General features: G+C 66.4%; 25 protein-coding genes, 1 tRNA gene and 1 other RNA gene. 10 read left to right on the forward strand and 17 right to left on the reverse strand.

All coding sequences use genetic code 11. The features are described from left to right. Positions 1–62: 62 nt before the first annotated feature. Positions 63–512 carry a universal stress protein gene (locus HMJ39_RS12885; protein WP_194297634.1) on the forward strand — a complete coding sequence of 150 codons (450 nt, stop codon included), beginning with the start codon at positions 63–65 and terminating at the stop codon, positions 510–512. Positions 513–638: 126 nt separating this feature from the next. Here HMJ39_RS12885 and HMJ39_RS12890 read toward each other — a convergent pair whose 3' ends face one another. Next, a complete protein-coding gene (locus HMJ39_RS12890; protein WP_194297635.1) occupies positions 639–1,292 on the reverse strand; it encodes a cyclic nucleotide-binding domain-containing protein in 654 nt (217 codons plus the stop codon). 159 nt (positions 1,293–1,451) lie between these two features. Between HMJ39_RS12890 and lexA the strand changes: the two genes are divergently transcribed. From lexA to HMJ39_RS12905, 3 genes are read left to right on the forward strand one after another with little or no spacing between them, the layout of a single operon-like run. Continuing rightward, entirely contained in the window at positions 1,452–2,066 is a 615-nt protein-coding gene (gene lexA / locus HMJ39_RS12895) for a transcriptional repressor LexA (RefSeq protein WP_161384930.1), read from the forward strand. After that, positions 2,047–2,577, forward strand: coding sequence for a DUF1499 domain-containing protein (locus tag HMJ39_RS12900; RefSeq protein ID WP_256245192.1), 531 nt, complete (start codon positions 2,047–2,049; stop codon positions 2,575–2,577). Before lexA ends, HMJ39_RS12900 begins: the two co-directional genes overlap by 20 nt. After that, positions 2,574–3,374 carry a TatD family hydrolase gene (locus HMJ39_RS12905; protein WP_194297636.1) on the forward strand — a complete coding sequence of 267 codons (801 nt, stop codon included), beginning with the start codon at positions 2,574–2,576 and terminating at the stop codon, positions 3,372–3,374. Before HMJ39_RS12900 ends, HMJ39_RS12905 begins: the two co-directional genes overlap by 4 nt. On the opposite strand, the gene HMJ39_RS19170 is transcribed toward HMJ39_RS12905, so the two are convergent. Genes HMJ39_RS19170 through uvrB form a run of 3 tightly spaced genes read right to left on the reverse strand, consistent with a single transcriptional unit; the run spans position 3,371 to position 7,009 of the window. Then, the gene (locus HMJ39_RS19170; RefSeq protein WP_323370899.1) at positions 3,371–3,964 is read right to left on the reverse strand and encodes an IMPACT family protein; all 594 of its coding nucleotides are present in this window, start codon (positions 3,962–3,964) and stop codon (positions 3,371–3,373) included. The two genes, HMJ39_RS12905 and HMJ39_RS19170, sit on opposite strands and share 4 nt — an antisense overlap. After that, positions 3,961–4,938: a quinone oxidoreductase family protein gene (locus HMJ39_RS12915; RefSeq protein WP_194297637.1), complete on the reverse strand. Its 978-nt coding sequence runs from the start codon at positions 4,936–4,938 to the stop codon at positions 3,961–3,963. Before HMJ39_RS12915 ends, HMJ39_RS19170 begins: the two co-directional genes overlap by 4 nt. Before the next feature lie 55 nt (positions 4,939–4,993). Then, on the reverse strand, positions 4,994–7,009 hold the full coding sequence (uvrB, locus tag HMJ39_RS12920) for an excinuclease ABC subunit UvrB (protein WP_161384933.1): 2,016 nt from the start codon (positions 7,007–7,009) through the stop codon (positions 4,994–4,996). Positions 7,010–7,231: 222 nt separating this feature from the next. On the opposite strand from uvrB, the gene HMJ39_RS12925 reads away from it, so the two are divergent. From HMJ39_RS12925 to HMJ39_RS12945, 5 genes are all read left to right on the forward strand, one after another. Then, positions 7,232–8,422, forward strand: a complete 1,191-nt coding sequence (locus HMJ39_RS12925) for a pyridoxal phosphate-dependent aminotransferase (RefSeq protein ID WP_194297638.1) — start codon at positions 7,232–7,234, stop codon at positions 8,420–8,422. 67 nt (positions 8,423–8,489) lie between these two features. Continuing rightward, positions 8,490–8,565: transfer RNA gene (locus HMJ39_RS12930), tRNA-Asn, on the forward strand. Between the two features lie 217 nt (positions 8,566–8,782). Beyond that, positions 8,783–10,063 carry an exopolysaccharide biosynthesis polyprenyl glycosylphosphotransferase gene (locus tag HMJ39_RS12935; protein ID WP_194297639.1) on the forward strand — a complete coding sequence of 427 codons (1,281 nt, stop codon included), beginning with the start codon at positions 8,783–8,785 and terminating at the stop codon, positions 10,061–10,063. A gap of 3 nt (positions 10,064–10,066) precedes the next feature. Beyond that, positions 10,067–10,954, forward strand: a complete 888-nt coding sequence (locus tag HMJ39_RS12940; RefSeq protein WP_194297640.1) for a glycosyltransferase family 2 protein — start codon at positions 10,067–10,069, stop codon at positions 10,952–10,954. A gap of 4 nt (positions 10,955–10,958) precedes the next feature. Beyond that, a complete protein-coding gene (locus HMJ39_RS12945; protein ID WP_194297641.1) occupies positions 10,959–11,741 on the forward strand; it encodes a glycosyltransferase family 2 protein in 783 nt (260 codons plus the stop codon). On the opposite strand, the gene HMJ39_RS12950 is transcribed toward HMJ39_RS12945, so the two are convergent. The 10 genes from HMJ39_RS12950 to dnaX all read right to left on the reverse strand — a co-directional run bounded on the left by HMJ39_RS12950 (position 11,738) and on the right by dnaX (position 23,051). Then, positions 11,738–12,712: a glycosyltransferase gene (locus tag HMJ39_RS12950; RefSeq protein ID WP_194297642.1), complete on the reverse strand. Its 975-nt coding sequence runs from the start codon at positions 12,710–12,712 to the stop codon at positions 11,738–11,740. The two genes, HMJ39_RS12945 and HMJ39_RS12950, sit on opposite strands and share 4 nt — an antisense overlap. Before the next feature lie 35 nt (positions 12,713–12,747). Beyond that, positions 12,748–13,893, reverse strand: coding sequence for a UDP-galactopyranose mutase (glf, locus tag HMJ39_RS12955; RefSeq protein WP_194297643.1), 1,146 nt, complete (start codon positions 13,891–13,893; stop codon positions 12,748–12,750). Positions 13,894–13,912: 19 nt separating this feature from the next. Further along, the gene (locus tag HMJ39_RS12960; RefSeq protein ID WP_194297644.1) at positions 13,913–15,661 is read right to left on the reverse strand and encodes a glycosyltransferase; all 1,749 of its coding nucleotides are present in this window, start codon (positions 15,659–15,661) and stop codon (positions 13,913–13,915) included. Position 15,662: 1 nt separating this feature from the next. After that, on the reverse strand, positions 15,663–16,754 hold the full coding sequence (locus HMJ39_RS12965) for a hypothetical protein (RefSeq protein WP_194297645.1): 1,092 nt from the start codon (positions 16,752–16,754) through the stop codon (positions 15,663–15,665). After that, positions 16,744–17,298 carry an ABC transporter ATP-binding protein gene (locus HMJ39_RS12970; protein WP_323370900.1) on the reverse strand — a complete coding sequence of 185 codons (555 nt, stop codon included), beginning with the start codon at positions 17,296–17,298 and terminating at the stop codon, positions 16,744–16,746. The genes HMJ39_RS12965 and HMJ39_RS12970 overlap by 11 nt, the downstream gene beginning before the upstream one ends. A 98-nt stretch (positions 17,299–17,396) precedes the next feature. Continuing rightward, a complete protein-coding gene (locus tag HMJ39_RS12975) occupies positions 17,397–18,884 on the reverse strand; it encodes a tetratricopeptide repeat protein (protein WP_194297646.1) in 1,488 nt (495 codons plus the stop codon). A 154-nt stretch (positions 18,885–19,038) separates the two neighbouring features. Next, positions 19,039–20,052 (reverse strand): UDP-glucose 4-epimerase GalE, encoded by a 1,014-nt coding sequence (galE, locus tag HMJ39_RS12980; RefSeq protein WP_194297647.1) that lies wholly within the window; start codon positions 20,050–20,052, stop codon positions 19,039–19,041. A gap of 61 nt (positions 20,053–20,113) precedes the next feature. Next, on the reverse strand, positions 20,114–20,716 hold the full coding sequence (gene recR, locus HMJ39_RS12985) for a recombination mediator RecR (RefSeq protein ID WP_194297648.1): 603 nt from the start codon (positions 20,714–20,716) through the stop codon (positions 20,114–20,116). After that, the gene (locus tag HMJ39_RS12990; RefSeq protein ID WP_161384948.1) at positions 20,713–21,030 is read right to left on the reverse strand and encodes a YbaB/EbfC family nucleoid-associated protein; all 318 of its coding nucleotides are present in this window, start codon (positions 21,028–21,030) and stop codon (positions 20,713–20,715) included. Before HMJ39_RS12990 ends, recR begins: the two co-directional genes overlap by 4 nt. Before the next feature lie 23 nt (positions 21,031–21,053). Then, positions 21,054–23,051 (reverse strand): DNA polymerase III subunit gamma/tau, encoded by a 1,998-nt coding sequence (gene dnaX, locus HMJ39_RS12995; protein WP_194297649.1) that lies wholly within the window; start codon positions 23,049–23,051, stop codon positions 21,054–21,056. Positions 23,052–23,219: 168 nt separating this feature from the next. Here dnaX and HMJ39_RS13000 point away from each other — a divergent pair, with 168 nt between their 5' ends. After that, positions 23,220–24,410 carry an ATP-binding protein gene (locus HMJ39_RS13000; RefSeq protein ID WP_194297650.1) on the forward strand — a complete coding sequence of 397 codons (1,191 nt, stop codon included), beginning with the start codon at positions 23,220–23,222 and terminating at the stop codon, positions 24,408–24,410. A 44-nt stretch (positions 24,411–24,454) separates the two neighbouring features. Here HMJ39_RS13000 and ffs read toward each other — a convergent pair. From ffs to HMJ39_RS13015, 3 genes are all read right to left on the reverse strand, one after another. Next, an RNA gene (ffs, locus tag HMJ39_RS13005) (signal recognition particle sRNA small type) lies at positions 24,455–24,551 on the reverse strand. A gap of 96 nt (positions 24,552–24,647) precedes the next feature. Then, positions 24,648–25,097: an Hsp20 family protein gene (locus HMJ39_RS13010; RefSeq protein WP_194297651.1), complete on the reverse strand. Its 450-nt coding sequence runs from the start codon at positions 25,095–25,097 to the stop codon at positions 24,648–24,650. 203 nt (positions 25,098–25,300) lie between these two features. Continuing rightward, positions 25,301–25,897, reverse strand: a complete 597-nt coding sequence (locus tag HMJ39_RS13015; protein ID WP_256245187.1) for a 2OG-Fe(II) oxygenase — start codon at positions 25,895–25,897, stop codon at positions 25,301–25,303. Between the last annotated feature and the right edge of the window lie 99 nt (positions 25,898–25,996).

Consider the following 25,996-nt stretch of genomic DNA (forward strand, 5'->3'; position numbering starts at 1 on the left):
GGCGAGGCGCCGCGAGGCGGTTATACTGAGGGCATAACGAGCCAGCCGCTGGAGGAAATACCGTGACCGCACCCTACCGCAAGGTCCTGGTGGCCATAGATTGCAGCGATGAATCCGCCGAGGTGCTGGCCCGCGCCGCCGGCGTGATCGAGGGTACCGAGGGGGAGCTGCACCTGATCCACGTGATCGAGCCACTGGCCCTGGCCTACGGCGCCGACGTCCCCATGGACGTCACCGATCTGCAGAGCGGCCTGGTCAAACAGGCCCGGGAAACCGCCTGCAAATACGCGCAACAGTACCGGATTCCCAAGGAACGGGTGCACGTGGAGCTGGGCTCCATCGAGAAGACCATCGTCGACAAGGCGGACATCCTGGGCGCCGACCTGATCGTGGTGGGCAGCCATACCCGCAGCGGCCTGGCCCTGCTGCTCGGCTCCACCGCCCGCGGGCTAGTGCCCGGCGCCCATTGCGACGTGCTGGCGGTGAAGATGGACCGCAAGAAGAAGGAATAAGACCCGGCGGGCCACGCCGCACGGCCTGGGTGATCGCGGCTCAGATGGCGCGCCGCTGATCGCGACTGAAGTCGCTCCTACGGTGGGGCGGGGCTCCCGTAGGAGCGACTTTAGTCGCGATCACCGTCAGGTGAGCTGAGCGTTGCCGGTGGTGCCCGGCGGAAGGTGGTTCCACCGGTAAAGCAGATCGGCCAGGGCCCGGGCCTGCTCCCGCAGCGAGGTCAGCTCCGCCTCGCTGTCGCGCTCGCCGGTGAATACCGGCACCTTGCGCAGGCCGGCGGCCAGGGCCTCGTCCGGACTCTGCATGCGCCGCACCTCCACCGCCCAGCGGATCTGATGCACCAGCATGTGGAAAAACGCCAGCCGCGTGGCCAGACTGTATGGCGTGTCGCGATCGTCGTCGAAATCCTTGAAATCAAGCCTGGCCAGCACCGCCTCACGAGCGGCTTCCGCCACCCGGATGGTAGCCCCCCGGGTGCGCCCCAACAGCATGGACAGGGTCCCGAACACCTCCCCTGGGGACACGTAGTAGAGCACCGTCGGCGAGTCCTCGTCGCCCAGTACCACCAACTGACCGCGCAACAGGAAATACAGTGACGACGGCACCTCGCCGGCGCGGATCACGGTGTCGCCGGGCCCCGCCTCGATAATCTCGGTGCGCGCCAGCAAGCGGGCGCGCTGGTCGGCGTCGTCCCGGGCCACCTCGTTGAAGAACGGCACGCCGGCGAGCAGCGCCTCCACCCGGTGGTGGTCCGAATCCTGCCAGGATGCATGCTTCATGATCGTTCCCGATCCCGGTTGAAAGCGTCAATGCTAGGGGCTGAGCGGGACAATTGCGATGGCCGCGTGGTCCGCGGGGCTTTTAAAAGTACTGGACATATAATACTGTTCATATTATCAGTATGGGTCTGTGACGGGCACGGCCCCAAGGAGGACGTTATGAGCAGCACGCTAACCGCACGCCAGCAGCAGGTGTTGGACTGCATCCGCGATTCACGCCAGGAAACCGGCATGGCGCCAACCCGCGCCGAAATCGCCGAGCGCATGGGGTTCCAGTCCAAGAACGCCGCCTCGGACCACCTGCGCGCCCTGGAACGCAAGGGCTACATCCGCCTGCACGGCGACCGCTCGCGGGGCATTCAGCTGCTCGAAGCGGCCATGGAGGCGGAGGACGAGCTGCCGGTGGTGGGCAAGGTGGCCGCCGGCACCCCCATCGAGGCCATCGAGAACGTGGAGCGCACCGTGCCGGTGCCCCAGGGACTGTTCCGCCAGCGCCCCACCTACTTGCTCAAGGTGCAGGGGGACAGCATGGTGGAGGCGGGCATCTTCGACGGCGACCTGATCGCGGTGCGCAAGAGCCAGACCGCCCGCTCCGGGGAGATCGTGGTGGCGCGCATTGACGACGAGGTCACGGTGAAGACGCTAAGACTGAACAAGTCCAGCGCCACCCTGCTGCCGGCCAACGATGCCTACGAGCCGATCCGGGTGCCCGCGGACGAACTGATGATCGAGGGTATTTTCGTGGGACTGATCCGTGATCCGAACCGCCATTAACCGTCTCGCCACGGCGTTCATACTGGCCCTCGCCCTGGCCGCCAGCGGCTGCCAGAGCGACCCGGAGGCGCCCGCCGCCGAGACGGCCGAGACCGAGATGGCCGAGAAGAGCCACACCATGACGGACACTCGTTTGCTTGCCCCCTGTCCATCGTCGCCGAACTGCGTGTCCAGCCTGGCCGACGATGAACGCCACCGGGTGGCGCCGCTGCCCGGCGCCGGCCACCGCGAGGCCAGCCTGGCGCTGCTCAAGGATACCCTGGGCGAATTGCCCCGGGTGAGGTTCGAGGCGGTGGGGCCGGCGCGCCTCCAGGCCCGCTTCACCACCCGGGTGATGCGCTTCGTGGACGACGTGACCTTCTACGTGCACGAGGATGGCGTGATCGAGGTGCGCTCCGCCTCGCGCCTGGGCTACTGGGACCTGGGCGCCAACCGGCGCCGGGTGGAGGACCTGCGCGAGCGACTGAGCCGGCGCCTGGAGCCGGAGGCCGGCCAGGAGCAGGCCTCATGAGCACCACGCAATGGGCCGACATCGGCGTCAATCTGGGCGACAAGCAGTTTCGTGGCGACGCGGACGCGGTGCTGGAGCGGGCCCGGGAGGCCGGTGTCACGCGCATGCTGCTCACCGGCACCAGCGTGGCGGAGTCCCGCCAGGCCCTGACCCTGTGCCGGGATTATCCGGGCCGGGGCCTGCGCGCCACCGCCGGCATCCACCCCCACAACGCCCGGTTTTTCGACGACGATGCCCTGACGGAGCTGGCCGGCCTGCTCGACGAGCCGGAGGTGACCGCCGCCGGCGAGATGGGCCTGGACTTCAACCGCGACTTCTCGCCGCGCCCGGATCAGGAAAAGGCGTTCGAGGCCCAGCTGGCCCAGGCGGCGGAGCGCGGCCTGCCGGTGTTCCTGCATCAGCGCGACGCCCATGACCGCTTCCTCCCCCTGCTCAAGGCCTGGCGGGACAAGCTGCCCGCCGCCGTGGTGCACTGTTTCACCGACGGGCGCCGGGCGCTGTACGACTATCTGGACCTGGACTGCCACATCGGCATTACCGGCTGGGTCTGCGACGAGCGGCGCGGCAAGGCCCTGGCCGAGCTGGTGCCGGCCATTCCGGCGGCGCGGCTGCTGGTGGAAACCGACGCCCCCTACCTACTGCCCCGGGACCTGCCGGAGCCGCCGCCGGTGAAACGGCGCAACGAACCCTGCCTGCTGCCCTGGATCGGCCGCCGTCTGGCCGCCCTGCGCGGCGAAACGCCGGAGGCCCTGGCCGCCCTCACCTTCGCCAACAGCGCCGTTTTTCTGGGCGACTAGCGTTTGTCCAGGACGATGCCCTGGGCGGCGCAGAAAGCCCGCAGCTCGCTTTCGGCGGCGTCCGCCACGGTGAGCCGGGCGGTGACGCCCTGGCCGTAATCCACCCCGTCCAGACGGGCGTCGTGCTGGTCGCACCAGTGGCGCAGGGGCTGCTCGTCGGCGAAGCCCAGGGTCAGGGTGAAGGCGCTCTCCGGCACCTGCTCCACCACCTCCATGGCGGACAACACCGCCTCGGCGGCGCCGGCATAGGCCCGCACCAGGCCGCCGGCGCCCAGCTTGACGCCACCGAAGTAACGGATCACCACCACCATGACGTCGCCCACGCCCTTGTGCTGAATCACGTTGAAGATCGGCTTGCCGGCGGTGCCGGAGGGTTCGCCGTCGTCGTTCATGGCGCCCTGGCCGGAGTTGGGCGCGCCGATCAGCCAGGCGTGGCAGTGATGGGTGGCATCCGGATAGCGGGCGCGGGCCTCCTCGAGCACGGCCTGCCCTTCCTCCCGGCTGCGCACCAGGCGCAGCCAGGCGATAAAGCGGCTTTTATTGATCTCGATCTCGCGGTCCACCGGACCGCCGGGCACCGGATAGGTCACGATACCTTGAGCACCACGGCGCCGTGGGTTTTGCGCGCTTCCATGTCCTGGTGGGCGCGGCCCACGTCCTTGAGGTCGTAGATCGCCGGGGCGGCCGGGGCCAGGGTGCCGTCCTGGAGGGCGGCGAAGAACTCGGCGGCGACCTGATCGCGGCGCGCCAGGTCACCGATGTAATGGCCGAGCATGGGGCGGGTGACGGTGAGGGAGGCGGCGGCCAGGCGCGGCATGGCCAGCGGCTCCACCGACCCGGAGGACTGGCCGAAGTTGACCAGATGACCGCGCGGGGCCAGGCAATCCAGGGAGCCGTAGAAGGTGTCCTTGCCCACCGAATCGTAGGCCACGTCGACCCCCTTGCCGCCGGTGATTTCCTTCACCGCGCCGGCCACGTCCTGCTGGCGATAGAGAATCACATGGTCGCAGCCGCCGGCGCGGGCCTGCTCGGCCTTGGCGTCGCTGCCCACGGTGCCGATGACGGTGGCGCCCAGGTGGTGGGCCCACTGGCACAGCAGCTGGCCGACGCCACCGGCGGCGGCCTGCACCAGCAGGGTGTGCGACGGTTTCAGGGCGAACACATCGGTCATCAGCACCCGGGCGGTGAGCCCGCGCACCATCATGCCCGCCACCAGGGTCGCGTCCAGCCCATCCGGCAGCGGCACGGCGTTGTCCGCCTTGATCAGCCGCTCTTCCGCGTAGGCGCCGTAGCCATGGGCGATGTAGGCGACCCGGTCACCGACCCGGAAGCGGTCCACGCCCTCGCCCACCGCCAGCACCTCGCCGGCCCCTTCCAGGCCGGGCACGCCAGGCAACGCCAGGGTTTGGTAGAGGCCGGAGCGCACGTAGATGTCGTGGAAGTTGACGCCCACGGCGGTTTGCCGGAGATGCAGCTCGCCGGGGCCGGGCTCGCCCACCTCGATGTGCTCGGGTTTCAGAACCTCGGGGCCGCCGGGTTCGTGCATGGTCATCGCGATGGGCATGGGGACTCCTTGAAACGTTTTAAGAGGCGCATTGTATCACCGGCGGCCACCCCGCTCAGCGCATGAAGCCTTCCTCGCGCAGCTTGTGAATCTTGTCGCGCACGGCGGCGGCGCGCTCGAACTCCAGATTCTTGGCGTGCTCCATCATCTCCGCTTCCAGCTTCTCGATGTCCTTGGCCACTTCAGCCGGGGAACGCGCCACGTACTTTTCCTTGTCCTCGGCGACCTTGCGGGTGCGCTTGCGCTCCGGCTGGCCGGCGCCGGTGGTGTAGGCGTCGTCCATGATGTCGAGCACCTGCTTCTTGAGCGCCTGGGGCGTGATGCCTTGCTCCTTGTTGTGGGCGATCTGCTTGTCGCGGCGGCGCTCGGTTTCGTCCATGGCGCGGCGCATGGAGCCGGTGATCTCGTCGGCGTAGAGAATGGCGCGGCCGTTGATGTTACGGGCCGCCCGGCCGATGGTCTGGATCAGCGAGCGCTCGGCGCGCAGGAAGCCTTCCTTGTCGGCATCGAGAATCGCCACCAGGGCCACTTCCGGCATGTCCAGGCCCTCGCGGAGCAGGTTGATGCCCACCAGCACGTCGAACTTGCCCAGGCGCAGGTCGCGGATGATCTCCACCCGCTCCACGGTGTCGATGTCGGAGTGCAGGTAGCGCACCTTGACGCCGTTCTCGTTGAGGTACTCGGTCAGGTCCTCGGCCATGCGCTTGGTGAGCGTGGTGACCAGCACCCGCTCGCCCTTCTCCACCGACTCGCGCACCTCGCCGAGCAGGTCGTCCACCTGGCTGCCCGCCGGGCGCACCTCGATGGCCGGGTCCACCAGGCCGGTGGGCCGCACCACCTGCTCCACCACCTGGCCGGCGTACTTCTCCTCATAGGGCCCGGGGGTGGCGGAAACGAACACCATCTGCGGCGCCAGCCGTTCCCACTCCTCGAATTTCAGCGGACGGTTGTCCAGGGCCGAGGGCAACCGGAAGCCGAACTCCACCAGGGTTTCCTTGCGCGAGCGGTCGCCTTTGTACATGCCGCCAAGCTGGGGAATGGTGACGTGGGATTCGTCCACGATCAGCAGCGCGTCGTCGGGCAGGTAGTCGAACAGGGTGGGCGGCGCCTCGCCGGGCTGGCGCCCGGAGAACAACCGCGAATAGTTTTCCACGCCGTTGCAATAGCCCAGTTCCTGGAGCATCTCGATGTCGAAGCGGGTGCGCTGTTCCAGCCGCTGGGCCTCCACCAGCTTGTTGTTGTCCTTGAGGGTCTTGAGCCGGTCCGCCAGTTCTTCCTTGATCATTTCGATGGCCTTGAGCACCGTCTCCCGGGGCGTGACGTAGTGGCTCTTCGGATAGATGGTGATGCGCCCCACCCGCTTGATCACCTCGCCGGTGAGCGGGTCGAAGATGCTGATGTCCTCGATCTCGTCGTCGAACAGCTCGATGCGCACCGCTTCTTTCTCCTCCTCCGCCGGGAAGATGTCGATGACATCGCCGCGCACCCGGTAGGTGGCGCGGCGGAAATCCATCTCGTTGCGGGTGTACTGCAGCTCCGCCAGACGGCGCAGCAGGTCGCGCTGGTCGATGTGGTCGCCGCGCACCAGGTGCAGCACCATGGCGTGGTAGCTGGCCGGATCGCCCAGGCCGTAAATCGCCGACACCGTGGCCACGATGATGGTGTCGCGGCGCTCCAGAATCGCCTTGGTGGCGGACAGGCGCATCTGCTCGATGTGCTCGTTCACCGACGCGTCCTTCTCGATGAAGGTGTCCGAGCTGGGAACGTAGGCTTCCGGCTGGTAGTAGTCGTAATAAGAGACGAAATACTCCACCGCGTTTTCCGGGAAGAACGCCTTGAACTCCCCATAGAGCTGGGCGGCCAGGGTCTTGTTGGGCGCCAGGATGATGGTGGGCCGCTGAACATCCTGGATCACGTTGGCCATGGTGAAGGTCTTGCCGGAGCCGGTCACGCCGAGCAGGGTCTGGTGGCCCAGGCCGTCGTGAATGCCCTCCACCAGGCCGGCGATGGCGGTGGGCTGATCGCCGGCGGGCTGGTATTCGGAATGCAGGTTGAACGCGGTGTCTGCCATCGTCGTCTCTGTAAAATTAGGAAAACTGTCGGCGCCGAATCCGGCGGCAGCGGGCGGTGCCTCGGGCCAGGCCGGATCGGGGCTGGCGGCGGCCGGCGGGCCGCCCGGCGGCGGGGGTCGAAGCCGCCTCCGGCCTAGGAGGTGGCGGCGGAATACGGTAATATCAATGCCCCAATCCGCGCCACAAGCGCGGCCAGAACTCATTAGAGAAATGAGGAGTGCATGTCCGATATCAACCTTTCCGACCGCGTACAACGCATCAAGCCTTCCCCGACGCTGGCGATCACTTCCAAGGCAGCGGAACTGCGAGCCGAGGGCAAGGATATCATCGGCCTGGGCGCGGGCGAGCCGGATTTCGATACCCCGGATCATATCAAACAGGCCGCGATCGACGCGATTAACGCCGGCAAGACCAAGTACACCCCGGTGGACGGCACTCCCGGCCTGAAGAAGGCCATCATCGAGAAGTTCAAGAACGAGAACGGCCTCGACTACGAGCCCGGCCAGATCCTGGTGTCCAGCGGCGGCAAGCAGAGCTTCTTCAACATGGCCCTGGCGCTGCTCAACGACGGCGACGAAGCGATCATCCCGGCGCCCTACTGGGTCAGCTACCCGGACATGGTCAAGGTCGCCGGCGGCGTGCCGGTGATCCTGGAATCCGACGTGGACAGCCGCTTCAAGATCACCCCGGAACAGCTGGAAGCGGCGATCACGCCGAAAACCCGCCTGTTCGTGATCAACAGCCCGTCCAACCCGTCCGGCATGGCCTACTCCGAAGAGGAACTGGCCGCCCTGGGCGAGGTGCTCAAGAAGCACCCGGACATCGTGGTCGCCACCGACGACATGTACGAGCACATCCTGTGGACCGGCAAGCCGTTCGTGAACATCGTCAACGCCTGCCCGGAGCTGTATGACCGCACCGTGGTCATGAACGGCGTCTCCAAGGCCTACTCCATGACCGGCTGGCGGATCGGCTACGCCGGCGGCCCGCAGAAGCTGATCGCGGCCATGAAGAAGGTACAGAGCCAGTCCACCTCCAACCCGGCCTCCATCAGCCAGGCCGCCGCCGAGGCCGCCCTGGCCGGCGACCAGCAGTGCGTGAAGGACATGGTCAAGGCCTTCAAGGAGCGCCACGACTACGTGGTGGACGCCCTCAACAAGCTGCCGGGCGTGACCTGCGCCGCCGGCGACGGCACCTTCTACGCCTTCCCGGACTTCTCCGGCGCCATCGCCGCCATGGACGGGGTGGAAAGCTGCACCGACCTGGCCGCCAAGCTGCTGGAGACCGCGGAAGTGGCCCTGGTGCCCGGCTCCGCCTTCGGCGCCCCCGGCTGCCTGCGCCTGTCCTTCGCCACCGGCATGGACACCCTGAAAGAGGCGATCCGCCGCATTGAGCAGGCCCTGAACAAATAAGCAGCAAACGCACCCCGGGAGGTTGACGCCCCCCGGGGTCGCCACTACTATACGCGCCTCAAGATATTCCGCCTTAGCTCAGTTGGTAGAGCAGCTGACTGTTAATCAGCGGGTCGCTGGTTCGAGCCCAGCAGGCGGAGCCAAATAGAAGGGCCTACCCATCGGGTAGGCCCTTTTTCTTTGCCTATGGCCCCGCCGTAGGAACGACCGGGCGGCGTACCGCTTCAGTCGCGATCGCCCCCTCCCCGCCCGGCGGCCACCCCGAAACCCGGCCCGGTCACGCTTCGTGACCGAGTCTCCATTGAGCCTTACCGGCACCGTGTTAAACTTGCGCGATTATCCGGCTGTTCCAGGGACCGCATGCAGCAGCAACATAGTGTCCATGCCGCGCCGTCGCGACACGACCGCTGGTATGAAAAACTGTTCCTAAACCCGGTTCTGGGACATGCCACGGGACTCGGCATTCTCATCGCCGGCGCCCAGTTCCTGAGCTATCAGGGGGCGCCCCGGGACGAGAATCAGGCCACCACCCTGATGCTGCTGGCCAGTATCTATCTGATCAGCATGTATCTGAGCCAGCACATCGGCCGCTTCGCCGGCGGCCGGGCCCTGGCCTGGACCCTGGGCACCACCCTGCTGTCCGCCGGCCTGGTGATCACCGTGGTGCTGCTGTGCCGCATCGGCTACGCGCGCACTTCCCTGGTGGTCGGCATGGGCCTGCTGCTGGGTCTGCAAACCCTGTCGATTCTCATTAACCGCCGCTTCCGGCACCTCAAGCTGGCGGTGGTGCCCTCTTCCCTGGTGGGCGGCGAGATGCCGCGCACCCGCAACGTGCAGTGGCGCTACCTGGCGCGCCCGGAGCTGGGCGACTGCCGCTACGACGGCCTGGTGGTGGACATGCACGCGCGGCTGGACGACGACTGGATTCGCTTTATCAGCCATTGCAGCATCGCCGGCCTGCCGGTGCTGGACAGCGGCAAGGTGTTCGAGGCGATTCAGGGCAAGGTGGACCTCACCCGCCTGAAGAGCACCGATCTGGGTTCCCTGCAGCCCTCGCCGGTGTACCTGTCCGCCAAGCGGGCCCTGGACCTGGCGCTGTCGGTCCTGATGCTGCCGCTGATCATTCCGGTGTGCCTGGTGGTGGCGCTGTTGATCCGGCTGGATTCCCCGGGGCCGGCCCTGTTCGTGCAGGAACGGGTGGGACGGGGGAACCGGGTGTTCCGGATGTACAAGTTCCGCTCCATGCGGCCGGACGACGGCTCCAAACCCCAGTTCGCCGACGAGGACGCTCACCGCATCACCCGGCTGGGGGCGTTCATCCGCAAGTTCCGCATCGATGAGCTGCCACAGATTTTCAACGTGCTGCGCGGCGACATGAGCCTGATCGGCCCACGCCCGGAACAGCCCGGCTTCGTCGAGCGCTTCGAGCAGGAAGTGCCCTTCTACAGCTACCGCCACATCATCCGCCCGGGCATCACCGGCTGGGCCCAGGTGGCCCATGGCTATGCCACCGACACCGAATCCACCCGCCAGAAAGTGGAGCACGATTTCTATTACATCAAGAACCTTTCCCTGGGCCTGGATCTGCTGATCCTGATGCGCACCGTGAGAACCGTGTTCACCGGCTTCGGGGCCCTTTAAGCAATGGCGGAAGCGGACCAAACCGGGGTTCCGATCTCGGTGATCATTCCCATGTACCAGCACTGGGAGCTGGCACCTACCCTGCTCGCCGCGCTGGAGGCCCAGACCCTGCCCAAGGATCGCTGGGAATGCTTCATCGTCGACAACGGCTCCGACCGGGTGCCGGACCCGGCCACCCTGCCCAACTTCGTGACCCTGCTGGAATGCCCCCGCCCCGGCTCCTACGCGGCCCGTAATGTGGCCCTGGAGCAGGCCCGTGGCGAACTGCTGGTGTTCACCGACGCCGATTGCCGGCCCCGGCCGGACTGGCTTGAGCGCCTGTGGGCCCGCCACCAGGAAAACCCCGGCGCGCGCCTGATCGCCGGCGGTGTGCGGGTTTGCAAGTTCGATTCCGCGCCGCCCAACGCCGTGGAAATCTACGACACCGCCATGGGAATTCCCCAGGCCCGGTACGCCCGGCGCGGCTACGCCGCCACCGCCAACCTGGCGGTGCCACGCAGCGCCTTCCAGCGCCTGGGGCCGTTCGACGCGGCGCGCTTCTCCGGCGGCGACGCGGAATTCTGCCAGCGCGCCGGCGCCGCCGGCATTCCCTTGTTCTACGAGGCGGCGGCGGCGGTGGACCACCCGGCGCGGCGGGACTGGCCGGAACTGACCACCAAACTGAAACGGGTCAAGGGCGGCCAGATCCGCTCCGGGCCCTGGAAGCGACGGCTGAAATTCCTGATCAAGACCTTCGTGCCGCCGGTGTGGGCGTTCTGGTACGCCGTGCGCAGCGACAAGGTCTCCGCCCGGGAAAAGCTCACCGTGCTGCGGGTGCAGACGGCACTCTGGTTCCTGGAGATGGCCGAAACCCTGCGCCTGTTGTTCAACGGACGCATGGAGCGCCGCTAGCCCCATGAGCCCCAGCGTTTCCATTATCACCCCCTGCTACAACGCCGCCGACACGTTGCCGGGCACGGTGGCGTCGATTCTGGCCCAGGACTTCGATGACTGGGAGCTGCTGCTGGTGGATGATTGCTCCGGCGATGCCACCGAGGCGGTGGCGCGCGGCTTCGCGGAGCGGGATGCCCGGGTGCGTTATGTGCGCATGGTGGAGAACGGCGGCGCGGCGCGGGCCCGTAACCGCGGCATCGAGCTGGCGCGCGGTCGCTACATCGCCTTCCTGGACGCCGACGACCTGTGGCTGCCCAACAAACTGTCCGGCCAGCTGGCGTTGATGCGCGAGTGGGGCTGGGCTTTGACCTTCACCGCCTACCACAAGGTGGACGGCGAGGAGCGGCAACTGGGTCGGGTGGGCGTGCCGGAGCGGGTCGCTTACCGGCAGTTGCTGAAGACCAACTACATCGGCTGTTCCACCGCCATCTACGACAGCGAGACACTGGGCAAGGTGCTGATGCCGGACATTCGCCGGCGCCAGGATTTCGGTTTGTGGCTGCGCCTGCTCAAACGCACGCCCTATGCCTATGGCATCGACCGGGCCTGGACCCGCTACCGGGTGCGCGGACAATCCCTGTCCGCCAACAAGACCCGCAGCGCCGGCTACAACTGGCGGCTGTATCGGGAGGTGGAGGGGCTGTCCCTGCCCGCGAGCCTCTACTACTTCGCGCATTACGCGGTGCGCGGCCTGCTGCGCAGCCGGCTGCCCGGGCTGGCGCGCCGGCTCGGCTGGCTGTCCTAGGCGGCGTCCAGGGAACGTTCACCGTTCTCGCACAGCCGCACCACGCTGTCGTGGGGCCGGTCGTAGCGGCGCCGGATGGCATCGCCCAGCGCCATGCCCAATACTCGGAGGTAGGTTCCCGGGGCCTGGTAGAAACGGGCCTTGAGCGTCCACTGCAGTATTTTCAGCGGGGCGATGCCCCAGAACAGCCAGCCGGCGGCGGCGTGGTAGACCCGCAGACCGTTGCGATAGGTGTAGTACGCTTTCCACAGGGGCCGATATACCGGTTCGTCGTCATCGAAAGTGCTGCAATCGTGGGTGAAGCGCACCCAGGGCAGGAAGCGTATGCGGCGGCCGGCACGGCTGATGTTCAACGAATAGAGCACGTCGTCGCCGTAGATGAACAGTTCCCCCGCCGGCAGCCCCACCTCCTGCAGCATTTCGCCGCGCACGAAGAAGCCCACGAAGGACGTGGCGTCCACCGGGATCGCGTGCCCGGCCTGGTAATCCTGGTCGTCGATATGAAAACCGTCGCGCCCACCAAGCAGAGTGCGTAGGAACAACCGCCAGTGCCAGAACGGATTGCGGCTGGGCCGGTTCATCTCGCAGATGCGGCCGTCCGGGTAGTAGACCGCCGCCGCCGCGGCGTCCACGCCGTCCAGGTCGGAGTCCAGAAAGGCACGGAAGGCGCCGGGCTGCGGATGGGCATCGTCGTCGAAGCACACGATCCACTCCGGCCGGTAGCGGGCCTGGGCGTGCCAGAAGCCCACCTCGAAGCCGCCGGCGCCGCCCAGATTGCGCGGCATGGGCAGCAAGTCCAGGCGCTCGTGACGCTCGGCCTGCTCGCTCAGCCATTCCCGGGTGCCGTCGGTGGAACCGTTGTCCACCACCAGGATGGCATCGCAGTCCTGTTCCAGCAGCGCCGCCACGCAGGTCCGTAGATGCGCGAGGCGGTTGAAGGTGACCACCACGGCGGCCAGTCGGTTGTTCATGCGTGCACCTCTACGTCGCAAAAAGGAGTGGCGGCTTACAGCGGCCGGGTGAAGAACGCCGGCTGCGGCTCTCCACGGGCTTCGTGGTCCAGGAACGCACGGGCGCTATCCAGCGCCTCGCGGATAGTGACGTCCATGTCCAGATACCGGTAGGTGCCGAGCCGTCCCACGAAGGTGACGCCTTCACTGCCTTCCGCCTTGGCCACATAGCGCGACAGCATGGCCTTCTCGTTGACCAGCCGGATCGGGTAATAGGGAATGTCGTCCGGGCCGCAGGCGCGGCTGTATTCCCGGTAGCAGACACTGGCGCGGTGCTCCTCCCAGGGAGAGAAATGCTTGTGCTCGGTGATGCGCGTGTACGGCACCGCTTCATCGCCATAGTTCATTACCGCGCAACCCTGGTAATCGCCGTCATGGGTAAAGCGTTCGAAGTCCAGGGTGCGGTAACCCAGGCGGCCCTCGCTGTAATCGAAGTAGCCGTCCAGCGGGCCGGAATAGAACACATGGTCGTAGTCCCGGGCCATGGCCGGGTCGAACGGGGTATTCAGGTGCACCTGCATACGCGGGTGATCGAGTATGCCTTCCACCAGCGCCGTGTAGCCGTGTTCCGGCATGCCCTGGAAACGGTGGAAGAAGTAGTTGTCGTTGTAGTTGAAACGCACCGGCAGCCGCTTGAGGATGCTGGCCGGCAACTCCGAGGGATCACAGCCCCACTGCTTCTTGGTATAGCCGTGGAAGAACGCCTTGTACAGATCCGCCCCGACGAAGCGCATGCCCTGCTCCTCGAAGGTGCTCGGCTGGTCGATGTCGGTGGCGGCCTGGGACTCGATGAACTCGCGGGCCTCCTCGGGCCGCAGGGTGGTGCCGAAGAACTGGTTAATGGTGTGCAGATTGATCGGCAACAGATAGACGCGCCCGCCCACGGTGCTCTTCACCCGGTTCACATAGGGCATGAAGCGGCTGAAATGCCCCACGTAGTCCCACACTTCCCGGTCGTCGGTGTGAAAGATATGCGGCCCGTAGACATGCACCATGACACCGGTGTCCGGATCGCGCTCGGTGTGGCAGTTGCCGGCGATGTGATCGCGCTGCTCCACCAGCGTCACGGAATGGCCCGCATTGGCCAGCTCACGCCCGATTACCGCGCAGGAAAAGCCCGCGCCCACCATCAAGATATTCATACTGCCTCCAAAACCGGCATCATTCGCCGAACTGCTGCTTCCAGAAAACCTCACTGGTCAGATCACCGTGCGCATGCCGATAGGCACGACGCAGGCGACGGCCGTGCCAGATCAAACGGCACCAAAGGGCCAGTGACCGCCAGGCCACGGAAAAGAAATAACGTTTATCGTGCCGGGCCAGGAAAACCGGGCGTCCGGCGTCTTTGTACAACACCCCCTGGCGCCGGAACGCCACGCGAGCGAACGGCGACAAGGAAAACTCGGCGGACACGATGCTCCGTCGTTTGAACAAGCGGGCCGGCAGAAGGTGGCCATTGAGCGTGGCGAACCTGAAGCAACGGTGGCCGATACTTTCTTCCTTATGGAACTGAAAATCGTCGAGCAACCGCTCCGCGTCCTCATCCACCGGGTGCTCGTAGCGTGTTTGCGCCTTGAGCCGGCCCCGTCGCTCGCTGAGATCAATGTGCTCGGCCCAGAAATCCGGCCCGGCGAGCACGTCCATGGCCGCCTGGCACTGGGCCATGGTCCGGTCATAACAAAGCGCGAAGGATGATTTCATCGCCGCGCCGGCGAACCACAGAAGCACCCTGCCCCAGCCACCGTGCAGTAGCGCCGTGGCTAGCGTGGAGCGCGTCGAAAGGTAGGTCACCATGGGACCCGCCTTGGCGGCGAAATCCTCCTGCCAGGTGGCGATGCCATTCAGGGTGACAATGCGAAAATCATGGCTCAGGGAAAATTCGATGTCGTCGCCGCGTACGAAGAACGGGAAGGGAAAACGATGGGCTCGTTGAACAGGAAACAGGAAAAACCACCAGGCGCCGTAATCCACGTGCACTGGCGTTTCGTTGTCCAGCACCTGAGCGTAATCACGCAGATCAAGCCCGTTTTTAAGCGGTCGCACGAGACCGTCGAAGGCGGCGCCGGCTTCGTGCTGGATGAATTTCGATTCCTTCCTCAGCATCGCGCCGGCGATGCTCAAGGCGGGATCCTCGGAATAGGACAGAAAGGCGTGGGCGCGTTCCAGCGCCGTTACTTCACAGGCGGCATCGTCGTCCATGAACAGGCAATGGGTACACCCCGGCAGCGCCTTCGCCTCGGAGAGCCCCCTGGCAAAGCCGCCGGCACCGCCCAGGTTGGGGTTATCCAGTACCTTGAGGTGCTCGCTTTCTTCTACGTCGATGGGGTCGCCATTGTTGACGATGAACACCTTGATCCAGATATCGCGGTCGTGGGCCCGGTCGAGAAAGCCGTGTAAACGGCGCGCCGTGGCCGCGATGTCCTGGAAACGGTTAAAGGTGGTAATGACGATCGCCAGCCCCACCTCCCTGCTTCTGTCCTGCTCGGTGGTGAAAGCGACGCCGCCAACCCGCGTCGGCTTCAGTGCCGCGATCTCCAGGTACAAGGATTCGTAAGGCAGCGTCGCCACCGCGTCGCTGATCGCGAAGCGCTGGTCCGGTGAAGCACCGGTGACGTGCCACTCCTTCACCAACTCCTCGCCGCCGGCCGGGTTAGCACCCCACACGCGAACCAGCGCCTCACCTGCCAGGTCCAGCGACATGTTCAGGCTTCGCAACCGGGTATGGCGTTGCCATTTGCCCAGACTGAACGCACCAAAATAGGTGTTGAAACGGCTGACGCCGCCGGCCTCCAGATACAACGTCCGCTCCGTGAACGAATAGCTGCTCTGTCCACCGAGGCGGGCATAAAGGGGAAGATCAGCGCACAGTTTGCCATCGGGCAGAAGACATTCGTGCAGTTTGAACGACATGCTATTTTTTCCTCATTACATCAATCGCGGCGACGATCAGTGCACCGGCTGCCGCCGTGCACCGGTCATCCCGGTTACGGGCCCGCGTGGCGGCGTATTCCGCGTCATCCAGATCCGAGGACCGCCAGAGACAGTAGTCACGCCGTTGTTCCGGTTGACGCTCGAAAAGCGGGTCCTCGAAGTTCATGGGCAGAGCCTGGTTTGAACTCCGCCACAGTTCTCGCAACGGGGCATTGAAGTACTGGTAAGGCTCTCCGGCCCCTGGGTCGTGACGCGACTCGCCGGCCGATTCACGGATCAAATGCACCGCTCTCTGGTGTACGTCCAAAGAATGCTCGAAGCGATTCAGGTGCCGGACAATCTCAAAGCCGAGGCGGGTCAGACGCGGATTACGATCTTCAAAACCGCTCAGCCTTTCGGATGGCTGATACCCAATGAAGTCGCAAAAATCATCCACCACGCTGCCATTTTTGAGCCGATCCCGCTGGAAAGGCTTGAAAATCACCGCTTGCTCGCCGAACCGCCTGACCCAGCTCTTCCTCAGTGCCCGATAATCGCTGTGGCAGGCTGGCAGGGTGTCGGCGAGGGAGGCGATATCGCGGGTCGATTGATTGAAACCAAACTTGATCAGCTCATTGCACCATGACTCAACATGCTGGTCCTGCCTGCGCAGGTAAGCCACCACGGTTATCGAGTCAAACATTGGCCTGAGCCGGTCCGCCAGCACGGCGAGCGCCGACCGGCGCAGTCTTGAGGCTTGATCCAGGAAATAGAAATCCTCCGAGCTGAGAATCACGCGACGGCAGTCCGTGTGTTTGACCTGATGCGTCAACTGTTCCCACACACCAGCATCACGAGAGACATCATGAGGCGTCATGCGCAGCCCTTTCACCGTCTTCTCGCGCAACTCGTAGGACAGTGCATGCTGGGCATTGTCGTTATCGACATGGCGCAGGCGGGGGTAGAGAAAACCCTGCTGCTGGAGCCTACTCCTTTCCTGCGCCAGAAAGTCCTGCAGGGAAGTAGTCCCCGACTTGGGTTGGCCGATATGCAGGTAGAGTTCTGGTCGCCGCCGTGATCGCCTAAACCACATAGCTCCCCCCTTTCCGGTCCAGATCGATCACCCGGTCGGCCAGCTTTTTGACCTGCTCCTCCGAGTGAGAAACCAGCACCACGGTTTGCCTGGAGTGGATTTTCCTGGTCATTTCCAACTCCGCCTTGCGACGGAAATGGCGGTCACCCACGCTGAGGGCTTCGTCAATCAGCAACACGCCGGGAGACAAGAACATGGCCACCGCGAAGCCCAGGCGGGCCCGCATGCCGGCGGAATAGGTCTTCACCGGCTCATGCATGAATTCACCCAGTTCGCTGAAATCGGCGACCCTTTCCAGTGAGGCGCGTGCCTGCTTGCGGGTGTAACCGAGCAGCATGGCGCTGAGCACCGCGTTGTCGGTGCCCGGTAACTCTCCGTCGAAGCCGGCCTGCAAAGTAAGGAGGGAGACACTGACCCCGTGATTGACCAGCGTTCCCTGATCGGGCCGTAGAATACCCGCCAACACTTTGAGCAAGGAGGACTTGCCCGCGCCATTGCGGCCCACTAGTGCCAGGGTCTCGCCTTCATGGAGATCGAAGCTCACGTCCTGGAACGCTTGATGGTAACGGGTCGGCCTGAATATCCCGCCTCGCCGCTTATATCGCACACCCAGCTCCCGCGCGGAAATCACCACTGGCGCCGTCATTCGATCACCACCCGGGGGAATACCCCTTCAAGACGCCGGTAGGCGAGCAGCACGGCCACCAGGCCCAGCGCGCAGCCCAGCGCCAGCCAGCCCAGCTGGCTCCAGTCCGGCCATTGATGGTCCAGCAGAATGCGCCGGTATTGGTGCAGGAGATTGGCCATGGGGTTGGCCAGGAACAGGTCGCGCCAACGTTCCGGAATGGTGTCCAGGGTGTAGAACACGCCGCTGCAGAACAGCAGGAACTGGAGACCGGTGGGCACCAGGTTGAGCAGGTCGCGCACGAATGGAATCAGCATGGCGAGCGCGCAGCCCACCACCACCATGAACGCAAGCTGCAGCGCCACCACCGGCGCCAGTGCCAGCCAGTGCGGCGTGGGCGGCAGCCCGTAGACCACCAGGAACACCGCCAGCATCAGGAATACCAGGGTTTGCTTGCCGGCGTTCTGGGCCACCGCCACCAGTGGGAAGAACAGCGGCGAAATGCGCACCTGGTTCATCAGGCCGCGCCCTTCGACGATGGTGTTGGAGGCGTGCTGGATGGTCTTGGCGAACCATTGGAACGGCACCAGGCCGGTGAGCAGATAGGCGACAAAGCCCTCGCCGCCGCGATGCAGCAGCAGGCCGAACACTACGTAGAACACCGCCATGTAAAGCAGTGGATCAAGCACCCACCAGAGGTAACGCAGATGATTGCGGTTGGCTTCGGATTTGAGATTCAGGCGCGCCTTGGTGAGCACCAGATCAATGAAGTTGCGGCCGTCGCGGCGGCGCGGTGGCGCTACCGGAGGCGGCGCGGCGGCGTCGAGCTCGGCCAGCCAGTCGGTGCCGTGCTCCTCCGCCAGGCGCAAGCGCCGGGCTTCCCGGGGGCGGCCGAGCCGCTCCTCGGCGTCGGCGGCGCGGCGATAGCCGGCGGGCAGATTCGGAAACCGTTCGCGTACCCGGGCCCAGCGGGTCAGGGCTTCCTCCCAATCACCGGCTTCCATGGCCAGTTCCGCGTATTGGGCGAGGCCGCCGGGGTCGTCCGGGAACGCTTCACGGACGTGGCGGTTGAACACCAGGGCGGCGTCCGGGTCGCCGTCGGCCAGGGCGAGCCCGGCGCTGCGCAGCCAGACCGGCGGATCATCGGGGAAACGGCAGCGGGCCTCGGCCAGCAGGCGCGCGGCTTCGCCGTGGTCGCCCCGGGCCAGGGCCACGTTGGCGCCCTGCACCCAGCCCCCCGCGTGAGACGGAAAACGGCGGCGGGCTTCGTCCAGCAAAGCGGCGGCATCATCATGGCGGCCCAATTGTTTATAGGCCACCGCCGCCTGAATCCATACCGGGGCGTGGTTCGGGTAAACGGCGCGCAGGGTCGCCCAACGGCGCGCGGCGGCGTCCCACTGGCGCGCCGTCATGGCATCGCGTGCCCATTGAAAAGCGTCCTGCGGAGCGAGCCGGTCATCCTGCGCCGGCAACGGTTCGGGGGGCTGAATTTGGCGTGGCGCCATACTGCATCCGGTCCAAAACGGGTCGGGCAGAAGGTGCCACACAGAGCGCCGATGGAACCGAGACGCAGTCGGTAAAACACCCCCGGATCAGGGGGATTTTTGAATTTTTTACGACTTGTTCACGCCATCATGGCGCGACAACTGTTTACGCGGACTAGCGGTAACCGTTGGGATTGCGCTCCTGCCAGCGCCAGTGATCCGCGCACATTTCGTCGATGCCGCGCCGGGCGCGCCAGCCCAGGACCTTCTCGGCGTGGGCCGGGTCGGCGTAGCACACCGCCACGTCGCCGGGGCGGCGCTCGACGATGCGGTAGGGTACCTCGCGGCCGCTGGCGCGGGCGAAGGCCTGGACCATTTCCAGCACGCTGTAGCCACGGCCGGTGCCCAGGTTGGTGGTGATCAGGCCGCCCTGCTCCAGCAGCGCGTCCATGGCCGCCAGGTGGCCCTGGGCCAGGTCCATGACGTGGATGTAGTCGCGCACGCCGGTGCCGTCGGGGGTGTCGTAGTCGCCTCCGAACACGCTCAGTTGTTCGCGCTTGCCCACCGCCACCTGGGCCACGTAGGGCATCAGGTTGTTGGGGATGTCGCTGGGGTCCTCGCCGATGCGGCCGCTTTCGTGGGCGCCCACCGGGTTGAAGTAGCGCAGCAGGGCAATGCGCCAGGACGGGTCGGCCACATGCAGGTCTCGCAGCATGTCCTCGATGTGCAGTTTGGTGGCGCCGTAGGGGTTGGTGGTGCTGAGCGGGAAGTCCTCGCGGATCGGTACCGTGGCCGGGTCGCCGTAGACGGTGGCCGAGGAGCTGAACACCAGGGTGCGCACGCCGGCGCGCTCCATGGCTTCGAGCAGGCGCAGCGAGCCGACCACGTTGCAGTCATAGTAGCGCAGCGGCTGGGCCACGGATTCGCCCACCGCCTTGAGGCCGGCGAAGTGGATCACCGCGCCCACCTCGTGCTCGCCGAACAGCCGGTCGAGCAGCGCGCCGTCGCGGATGTCGCCTTCCTCGAACACCACCTGGCGGCCGGTCAGGGCTTCCACCCGGCGCAGCGCCTCGCGGCTGCCGTTGGACAGGTTGTCGAGCACCACCACCGGGTGCCCGTCCTCGAGCAGCCGCAGTACGGTGTGGGAGCCGATGTAACCGGCGCCGCCGGTGACCAGAACGGTTTTCATCGCGGGTCCTTCCTGGATTGAGGGTGGGTGTTTCCTGGCCGCCAGTGTAGCGCCGCAGCGGTCAGTTGGAGAAGGGGCGGCGGCCGCGCAGGGCGTGGGCCAGGGTGGCGCCGTCGACAAACTCCAGATCGCCGCCCATGGGCACGCCCTGGGCGATGCGCGAAACGTTGACGCCGGCTTCCCGGGCCAGATCGAGCACGTAATGGGCGGTGGCCTCGCCTTCCACGGTGGTGCCGGTGGCCAGGATCAGCTCCTGGATCTCGCCCTCGTTGAGGCGCGCTTCCAGCACGTCCAGGCCCAGCTCCCGGGGGCCGATGCCGTCCAGCGGCGAAAGCTGGCCCATGAGCACGAAATACTGACCCCGGTATTCACCGGATTGTTCCACCGCCAGCACGTCCGCCGGCGAGGCGACGATGCACACCAGCCCCGGGTCGCGGCGCGGGTCCTGGCAGATCGGGCACAGCTCCTCTTCGGCGTAGTTGCGGCAGCGCTTGCACTGGCGCACGCCGTCCATGGCCTGGGACAGGGCGGCGGACAGGGCGCGGCCGTCGTCGCGGCCGCGCTCAAGCAGCGTGTAGGCCATGCGCTGGGCGGAGCGGGGCCCCACCCCGGGCAGGCAGGTGAAGGCCTCGATCAGGGTTTCCACCAGGGGCGGATGTTTCACGGGTTGAAGCCCGGCGGGAACGGGAAGCCATCGGCCATGCCCTTCATGGATTCCTGCTGCTGGCGCTCCACGCGGCGCACCGCGTCGTTCACGGCAGCGGCGAGCAGGTCCTCCAGCATGTCCTTGTCCTCGCTCATCAGGCTGTCGTCGATGGCCACGCTCTTGACGTCGTGGCGGCCGTTCATGACCACCTTGACCATGCCGGCGCCGGCTTCACCGGTGACCTCGGCGTTGGCCGCGTCTTCCTGGGCCTTCTTCATTTTCTCCTGCATGGCCTGGGCCTGCTGCAGGAGATTGTTCATGTCGAAATCCATGGCAACCTCGATGGGGTCTCGGTTCAGTCTTCCCGGGGCTGGATGCTGTGCTCGTCCAGCCGGGCGTTGAAGCGTTCGATCAGGTTTTTCACGGTGCCGTCGTCGAGCAGCGCCTGGCGCGCCTCGGCGAGGCGCTCGCGCCGGCGGGCCTGGTCCAGGGCCTCCGGCGTGTCGCCGGCGTCCGCCTCGAATTCCAGGGTAAGACGGATACGGCGCTGGAAATAGTCGCTCAGCGCGCCGGCCAGCTCCTGGGTGCGTTCCTGGTTGACCAGCACCTGGTGGCCGGTGGCCAGCGTCAGGGTCCAGAGATCGTCCTGACGCTGGGCGAGCACCGCGTTACGGGCCAGGTTGCGCACGGTGCCGTCCAGGGGCAGGCGCTCCACCAGGGCCGCCCACCAGGAGCCCACGTCGTGGTCGGATTCGGGCTCGGCCAGCGGCAGCGGCGGTTCCTGGGCCTTGGCCGGGGCAGGCGCCGCGGCCGGGGTCCCGGCCTGGGCCTCGGTCTCGGCGCTGTCCGGCGCCGGCGCCTGGGAGCCCGCGGGAGCCCGAGGTGGCGTGGCCGCCTGGGGCGCCGGCGTCTCCGGCGGCGCGCCGTCCATCATGGCCGGGGGCGCTTCGTCCCAGGGCGGCGGCTCCTCGTTCCAGGGCGGCGCCTCGTCACCGCCGCCGGGGGACGGGGCCGGCGCCGCCGCTGCCGGTCGGGCGGCGGTGCCCTGCTCCGCCGGCGCCGGGCTCGGGGCGGGCGGAGCAGGTTCGGCGGCGGCCGGGCGCCGGGGAGCCCGGTCATCGCCGAGCAATGCGCGCAGGTCACCAGGGGTCGCGGTGGGCGTGCTGGCCGCCGCGTTCCCGGCCGGGGCGTTCACGGTGGAGGGGGCGTCACCGGTGGCACCGGCGGCGGGCGCCGGCTCAGGCTTTTTTGCCGGGGCCCGGGCCTCCCCGCCGGGCAGCACGCCACGCGGGGAGAACAGCACCATGCGCAACAGGATCATTTCCAGAGCGGCGCGGGCGTCCGGCGCTTCCTGGATGTCCCGGCGCCCCCGCAGGGCCACGTCGTAATACAGCTGGATCTGCTCCGCCTGGAAGGCGCCGGCCAGTTCCGCCATGGCCGGTTCCGCGTCGTCACCGCCCAGGGCCTGGATCACCGCCAGCTCGTGGAGCGCCGACACCACCTCGTCGAGCAACGCCAGCTCGTCCGGGGCGTGCTCGGCGATCCCCGCCAGGGCGCGCAGCACGCCGGCGGCCTCGCCGCCGGACAGGGCCTGCAGCAGGGTGCGCACATGGCCCCGGTCCACGGTGCCGAGCATGGCCGCCACCGCCTGCTCGGTGAGCTGCTCGCCGCCGAAGGCAATGGCCTGGTCGGTGAGGCTGAGGGCGTCGCGCATGGAGCCCTGGGCGGCGCGGCCCAGGGCCAGCAGCGCCGGCTCCTCGAAGCGGATCATCTCGCGCTCCAGCAGCGCCTTGAGGTGCCCGGCGATCTGTTCCGCCGGCAGCGCCTTGAGGCTGAACTGCAGGCAGCGCGACAGGATCGTCACCGGCATCTTCTGGGGGTCGGTGGTGGCGAGCAGGAACTTCACGTGGGGCGGCGGTTCCTCCAGCGTTTTCAGCAACGCATTGAAGGAATGGGCCGAGAGCATGTGCACCTCATCGATCAGGTACACCTTGTAGCGGCCCCGGGTGGGCGCGTACTGCACGTTCTCGAGCAGCTCGCGGGTGTCCTCCACCTTGGTGCGGCTGGCGGCGTCCACCTCGATCAGATCCACGAAGCGACCCTCGTTGATCTCCTGGCAGGTGGGGCACACACCGCAGGGCTGGCTGCTCACGCCCTCCTCGCAATTGAGGCAGCGCGACAGAATCCGCGCGATGGTGGTCTTGCCCACGCCGCGGGTGCCGGTGAACAGATAGGCGTGGTGCAGGCGATCCTGGTCCAGGGCATGGGTCAATGCCCGGGACACGTGCTCCTGGCCCACCAGTTCATCGAAGGTGCGCGGGCGGTATTTTCGGGCTAGAACCTGATAACTCATCGCTCTCCGGCCGGACGGCGTTCAGGGCTTCGGGAAAACCCGTATGCTAGCGAATCTCGCCGGTGGGGGACAGCGGATCGACCAAACAACGGGCCTGTACCCTTGCATTTTCAAGGAACTTTAGGGAAGTTATCATTTTTAGATAAACTTGCTAACCTGGCTATAAGCATGAACCCCATCACCAACCCTTACGCACCGGGCGCCGGTGCGCCACCACCGGCCCTGGCCGGTCGCGATGATTTGCGCGAGCGCGTGCACGTGGCCATCGAGCGGGCTCGCCGCGGACGTCATGCGAAGAGTGTGATTCTGGTTGGCCTGCGGGGCGTGGGCAAAACCGTTCTGCTCGACAGAATGCGGCTGGATTGCGAAGCGCGGGGCAACCAGACGATTCGTGTTGAGGCGCCGGAAGGTCGCTCCCTGCCAGCCATTCTGGCTCCCCGGCTACGCTCGGTTCTGCTCGGCCTGAGCCGGGTGGCGGCGGCCAGGGACCTGGCCGACCGCGCCCTGCGTGCCCTGGTGGGCTTCGCGCGCTCGCTCAAGGTCACCTTCAACGACATCGAGGTGGGCCTGGACCGGGAGCCGGAACCCGGGCTGGCGGACAACGGCGATCTGGAAGCCGACCTGGGGGTATTGCTGGAACAGGCCGGGTTGGCGGCCCGCCAGGCGGGCGTGGCCATCGCCCTGTTCATCGATGAACTTCAGTATCTGGAGGAAAGCCAGCTCGCCGCCTTGATCAGCGCCCTGCATCACTGTAGCCAGCGGCAGCTGCCGATCGTCATGGTCGGCGCCGGCCTGCCGCAATTGCGGGGCCGCGCCGGCAACGCCAAATCCTACGCGGAGCGGCTGTTTGACTACCCGGACGTGGGCCCCTTGACCCGGGAAGAGGACTTGCGGCAAGCGCTTATCGAACCCGCCCTGGAGGAAGGTGTTGAATACACCGACGGCGCCTTCCGCGCCGTGCTTTCGCATACCGGGGGTTATCCTTACTTCCTCCAGGAATGGGGTGCCAGCGCCTGGAAGGTGGCCACCGCCAGCCCGATCACGGAACAGGATGTGGAAGCAGCCACCGAGCAGGCCATCGCGGAGTTGGATCAAAGCTTCTTCATGGTGCGTTTCGACCGCCTCACCCCGGCGGAAAAGAGCTACCTCAGGGCCATGGCGGAGCTGGGTGCCGGGCCCCATCGCAGCGGCGAAATCGCCGCCAAGGCGGGGCGCACTTCCGCCTCGCTGGCGCCGATTCGCAACTATCTTATTCAGAAAGGGATGATCTGGAGCCCGAGCCACGGGGATACCGCGTTCACGGTGCCGCTGTTTGACGCGTTCCTGAAACGCGTAATGCCCGAGTTCGAACCAGGCTGAGCGGGTAGCAGAAGAAAGAAGGGGGGGGGAAGGAATGGAGGCCTTCCCGCCAGCCGCACCCCGGCACACGAGTCCACTGCTACCGTTGCTCCCTTCCGGGCCTGGCGGGGTTCACAGTTTGTCGTTGCGGGGGGACCGGCGGGTCGGCCATCGCTCGCCTTTCAGCGAGCGCGCATTGTGGCCAATGGCCCGGGGCTTTGCAAGCACCCGGGCCGCGCCCGGCGATCAGCCGCCGATTTATTCGGCGGATGGTCCATCCAGGGTGTCGCCGGCGCCGTTGATCGGCACCTGGCGGGGCTTGGCGGACTCGGGCACCACCCGGGTCAGGGCCACCACCAGCAGGCCGTCCTCGAAGCGGGCGCCTTCCACCTGCACGTGGTCGGCGAGGCGGAAGCTGCGCTCGAAGGCGCGCCGGGCGATGCCACGGTGCAGCCAGGTGCGGGTCTGGTCCTCGCTTTCGCGGGGCTTGCCGGTAATGCGCAGCAGGTTTTCCTGGACGGTGATGTCCAGTTCCTCCCGGGAGAAACCGGCCACCGCCATCACCACGCGGTAGGTGCCATCTTCCTCACGGATGATGTCGTAGGGCGGATAGCCGTTGGACTGATCGGAGCGCAGTACGCTTTCCAGCCAGTCGTCGAAGCGGTCGAAGCCCACGGAATGTCGGAACAGGGGGGCCAAGGTATTCATCACGTTACCTCCAATCCATCTCGAACGGTCCCCGAAGGCGACCGAAAGGACAAAGTCAGTGTCGTGACGGGTTAGCCGGCTAAAGCTGTCACGCTTTCTTATTTAGGGGTGGGGGAACGGATTTCAAGGGGTTGTTTGAAGCTGGGGGAGGATCGCGGCTAAAGCCGCTCCTACGATGCTGCGGGAGCGGCTTGTGGTGGCAATCAGCGGGCCGGGTCCGGCGCCAGGGTGGTGCTGTTGTTGCAGCGGAACCAGCCGGCGATGCTGAGCCGCTGGCGGCTCGCTTCCATAACCTCGTGGGGAATGCGGTCGCTGAGGAAGCACACCAGGGTGCCGGCCCGGGGCGTTACCTCCATCACCGGGGTGGCGGCGTCCGGGTCCGGCCACAGCCGCAGCCGCCCGCCTTCGTCGTCGCGCCATTGTTCGTTGAGGTAAAGCACCGCGGACAGCACCCGGCCGTTGTTGCCGTTGAAGGCATCCAGGTGGCGGCGATAGAAGGCCCCCGGGTCGTAGACCGCGAAGTGCGCCTCCAGATCGAACAAGCCCAGGAACAACGCCCGGTTCACCGCCAGCCGCAGGTGCTCCATCTCGTCGAGCAGGCGGCACTGGGCCAGGGTGGAGCCGTCCAGCCAGCGGGTACGGTCCCGGCGAACCCGGGTGTTACGGTGCTGATCCTGGCCACGGCCGATGCCGGCGTGATGAAACTCGCCCCGACGATGACGCAGCAATGCCTCGCGGCGCAGGGCGCGCACCAGGTGAGCGGGAAAATAGTCCGGCGCCACCGCGTAGTGGCGCGCCACCAGATCATCGATCAGCCGCTGGCAGCGGTCGCCGCCGGGGCCGCCGATCCAATCGGCAGGATTGTTCAGGGTCGTGTCCTCGGTGAGGGTGAAGACGGT

The organism is Alloalcanivorax profundimaris (assembly GCF_015265435.1).
Taxonomy (GTDB): Bacteria; Pseudomonadota; Gammaproteobacteria; order Pseudomonadales; family Alcanivoracaceae; genus Alloalcanivorax; species Alloalcanivorax profundimaris.